Genomic DNA, 3,458 nt, shown 5'->3' with positions numbered 1-3,458 from the left:
CGAGGGGCCCATGATCGCGGTGAACACCCCCCGCTCGATGTCCACGGAGACCCCGTCCAGGGCCACCACCCTGGTCTCGCCCTCCCCATACGCCTTCACCACACCCTCGGCCCGCGCAGCCACGGCCATGCGAGTCCTGGTGAGTCCCGCGGAAGGGATCGGTACAGCCGTAGCCACTGTGGTGTCTCCTCTGCCATCCGGCCGATCGGCCTCGTCAGGTACGTCCACCACAGTGCCCTTCGGGAGGGGTCCTCCGCGCTGGGGCACGTCTCCGTTTTCGACCTGAGGTTTACCCCACCCCGCTCCTCCCGGTAGCAGCACCGCGGGCCTGTGGTTCCTCCCCGCCCTGGGCGTACATCCTGGCGATGACCTGCTCGATGTCCGGCTCCCGCAGCGACAGGTCGACCAGCGGATGCGCGGCCGCGATCCGCGCCACCAGCGGCGCCGCGGAGGCCGAGGCGGGGAACGCGAGCCACTGCCGCGGCCCCTCCACCCGCACCGTCCGCGCCCCCTCCACCTCGATCGGCGGCGCCTCGGCGGCCAGGTCCACCACCAGCGTCCGCTCGCTCTCCCCCACCTCGCGCAGCTCGGCCGGTGCCCCGTCGTACATCAGCCGCCCCTGGTCGATCACCATCACCCGCGAACACAGCTGCTCGATATCGGTCAGGTCATGGGTGGTCAGCAGCACGGTCGTGCCCCGTTCGACGTTCAAGTCCCGTAGGAACGTGCGCACTTTTGACTTGCTGATCACGTCGAGTCCGATCGTCGGCTCGTCCAGGTACAGCACCTCAGGATCGTGCAGCAGCGCCGCCGCGATGTCCCCGCGCATCCGCTGCCCCAGGGACAGCTGCCGCACCGGCACCTCGAGCAGGGCGCCGAGGTCGAGCAACTCGACGCACCGCTCCAGGTTCTCCTCGAACCGCCGCCGCTCCACCCGGTACAGCCGCCGCACCAGCCCGTACGAGTCCCGCAGCGGCAGGTCCCACCACAGCGTCGTCCGCTGCCCGAACACCACCCCGATCCGCCGCGCCAGGCGCGTCCGGTCACGGGCGGGGTCGATTCCGGCCACCCGCAGCCGCCCCGCGCTCGGCGTCAGGATGCCCGTCAGCATCTTGATCGTCGTCGACTTCCCCGCCCCGTTCGGCCCGATGTAGCCCACCACCTCGCCGCGCGCCACCCGGAACGAAATCCCGTCCACGGCCCTGACCTGCTCGCTCACCCGGCGAAACCGACCCGCCCGCCGCCGTACCCGGAACACCTTCGACACGTCCTCGAGCACGATCGCCTCGCCCGCCACGCCCTGGGACTCCTCTCGCTCCACCCTCAACTCCCGGTGCTCCGATAGCCCCGCACCGCCGCACGCCAGGCCAGCGCCGCGACCCCGCACAGCGCCGCGGCCACCACGGGCGACAGGAAATCCGCCCAGCCGGGCAGCCCGAGCGGGTCCTCCCTGCCGAGCAGCCGCAGCGCCGGCAGCCAGTTGACGAAGGCCAGCGGCACCACGAACGTCACCCCACGCACCAGCTCCCTGGCGAAGATCGTCGGCGGGTACTGCAGCAGCGTGTTGCCCCCGTAGGTGAAGGCGTTCTGCACCTCGGCGGCGTCCTGCGCCCAGAACTGGAAGACCCCGCCGAGCGTGACCAGCGCCCCGAAGATCGCGGCCCCGCTCACCAGCATCGACAGCAGCAACGCCACCCGCCACGCCGTCCAGTCCACCTCGACCTCGGCCAGCGCCCACACCAGCACGCCCAGGCCCTGCGCCGCCCGGCCGAGCCGCCTGAGCGCGAACCGGTCGGCCGCCACCTGCACGAAGATCGGCGCCGGCCGCACGAACATCACGTCCAGCGAGCCGTCCCTGATCCGGCCGCCGATCCGCTCCACGTCCCCCAGCGCCAGGTGGCAGAGCGCCAGCGCCAGGCTCGTCGACCCGTACAGCAGTCCCACCTCGGCCACCGAGAACCCGCCCAGCCGGTCCACATGCGCGAACATGATCAGAATGGCGACGAAGTCGAGCATCGTCAGGGCCGCGTTGCAGATGATCGCGAGCACGAACGACAGGCGATAGGTCATCGTCGAACGCACCCACATCGAAACGATCAGCGCGTACGCCCGCAGCGCCTCAGCCACCCTGCACCACCACCCTGCGCGTGGCCACGGACTGGGCCAGCCGCCCGAGCAGGAGCAGCGCCACCGCCCAGCACGCCTCGAAGGCCAGCGCGCCCCAGGCCCCCGCGCCGGAGTGCCGTTCGAGCAGCACGTCCGCCGGCACCTGGAGCATCGCCGCCCACGGCAGCCACCTGACGATCTCGCCGAAGGCCCCGGGGAAGGTGGTCAGCGGCAGCAACATGCCGGAGAAGAAAAGGGAGAGCACGGTGCTCACCATGTCCGCGCCGGCCCCGTCGAGCAGCCAGAAGGCCGCCAGACCCACCAGGAACCGGAGGGCGAAGCTCACCACGACGGCCAGCACGAGCGCCACCAGGAAGAGAACCCAGGTCACCGGGTCCGCCGGGAGCGCCAGCTCGAACGCCAGCGAGCCCACCACCATGGGGGCCACCCCGCGGCCGACCAACTGAAAGGCGCTCCGGCCGAGTTCGGAGGACAGCCACCACATCTGGAGGTCGGCGGGCCGGAACAGGTCGATCGCCACGTCGCCGGTCCGCACCCGTTCCTGCAACTCGACCTGGAAGCCGCCGCCGAGCAGGGCGACCGCGCCGATCATCGCCTGCCCGATCCACACGAACGTCAGCGCCTGCGACTGGTCATAGCCACCGAGGTGCGGACGCGTGGTCCACAGCGCCTCGAAGGTATAGGCGAGGACGAAGCCGAAGACCGTGTTCGTGAACACCCCCGCGGCCGTGGCCGCGCGATAAGTGGCGTACCGCCGGAAGCTGTTGGCCGCGACGGCCGCGTACAGTCCCGACGCCGTCATGTCCGCCCCCTCACTGCGTCCCGCGCTCCTCTTCCCCACGACGTCCCCGCGAGTCCCCGCCACTGCGGCCGGCCGGCGGAGCCACGGCCGTGGCCGGGCAGGGGAGCGGCCAAAGAGGCCGAGGTTAGTGCGCGGACGGAAGCCGGGACCACCGAATTTCCCGGGTGGGAACGGCACCGCGCACGGGTGACGGCCCTGCCCTGCGGTGGAGGCCGCGCGGCGGGCACCACAGGCGCCGAGTAGGGCGCCACGGTCTCAACTTGACACCGCCAGAGTCGGGTACGTAGCCTCCTTCGAGCTTGCCCGGGACCGACGCAATCGGTCGGCGGAATCCACCGCGGTGGCAGGCAACTCCTCCCGGCCGAGCCGAAGTTCGAGAAATCGAGCGTGGTAGAGTTGGGAACACCGAACGAAGCCCGGTGAGGGTCCGTTCCTTGAGAACTCAACAGCGTGTCTATTCTCGTCAATGCCAGTTTATTGATTGAGTAGTTCATTTTTAGCGAGGATTCTCGCGTGAAGCATTCACGGA

At 70.4% G+C, this 3,458-nt stretch carries 3 protein-coding genes and 1 pseudogene; all 4 read right to left on the bottom strand.

What is annotated here, in order from left to right:
- Positions 1 to 129, bottom strand: a pseudogene (locus tag D7294_RS31435) (ABC transporter ATP-binding protein); the annotation flags it as partial.
- A 160-nt stretch (positions 130 to 289) separates the two neighbouring features.
- A complete protein-coding gene (locus D7294_RS31430) occupies positions 290 to 1,321 on the bottom strand; it encodes an ABC transporter ATP-binding protein (protein ID WP_241562758.1) in 1,032 nt (343 codons plus the stop codon).
- Between the two features lie 2 nt (positions 1,322 to 1,323).
- Positions 1,324 to 2,088: an ABC transporter permease gene (locus tag D7294_RS31425; RefSeq protein ID WP_120685227.1), complete on the bottom strand. Its 765-nt coding sequence runs from the start codon at positions 2,086 to 2,088 to the stop codon at positions 1,324 to 1,326.
- Between the two features lie 31 nt (positions 2,089 to 2,119).
- Entirely contained in the window at positions 2,120 to 2,929 is an 810-nt protein-coding gene (locus D7294_RS31420) for an ABC transporter permease (RefSeq protein ID WP_120685225.1), read from the bottom strand.
- Positions 2,930 to 3,458 lie beyond the last annotated feature (529 nt).

It is taken from the genome of Streptomyces hoynatensis, from assembly GCF_003626535.1.
In the GTDB taxonomy this organism is placed as follows: Bacteria; Actinomycetota; Actinomycetes; order Streptomycetales; family Streptomycetaceae; genus Streptomyces; species Streptomyces hoynatensis.
Note: the sequence above shows the minus strand (reverse complement) of the source record. Positions and strands in the feature narration are given on the sequence as shown.